Below are 234 nucleotides of genomic sequence, written 5' to 3'. Positions count from 1 at the left end.
CATGTGGTCTGAAGCACGAATGTTGAGTCGATATAGCCGCGGCCGACAACCTCAGCACCGGGTTCGCTGGGAGCCAACAACCAGTGCCCGTGGTCATCAGTGCCCAAGATCCGACTAAACACCGAGGGCGAGTCAAAACGCGGGAAACAGAGCCAATCCACGCTGCCATTACGGGATACGAGAGGCCCCGTTCGGAGATCCGACAGCAACGCATACTCTTCAATGAGTGCAGCC

Annotated in this window: 1 protein-coding gene; it reads right to left on the bottom strand. The window is 57.7% G+C overall.

The features are described 5' to 3' along the window. Nucleotides 1-224: trehalase-like domain-containing protein (locus SB724_RS21925; RefSeq protein ID WP_410573198.1), on the bottom strand; the 224-nt coding region annotated here is incomplete at its 3' end. Nucleotides 225-234 lie beyond the last annotated feature (10 nt).

This window comes from Bacillus sp. SIMBA_031 (assembly GCF_046535225.1).
GTDB classification, from domain to species: domain Bacteria; phylum Bacillota; class Bacilli; order Bacillales; family Bacillaceae; genus Bacillus; species Bacillus velezensis.
The sequence above is the reverse complement of the archived record's forward strand: the minus strand, read 5'-3'. Positions and strand labels throughout refer to the sequence as shown.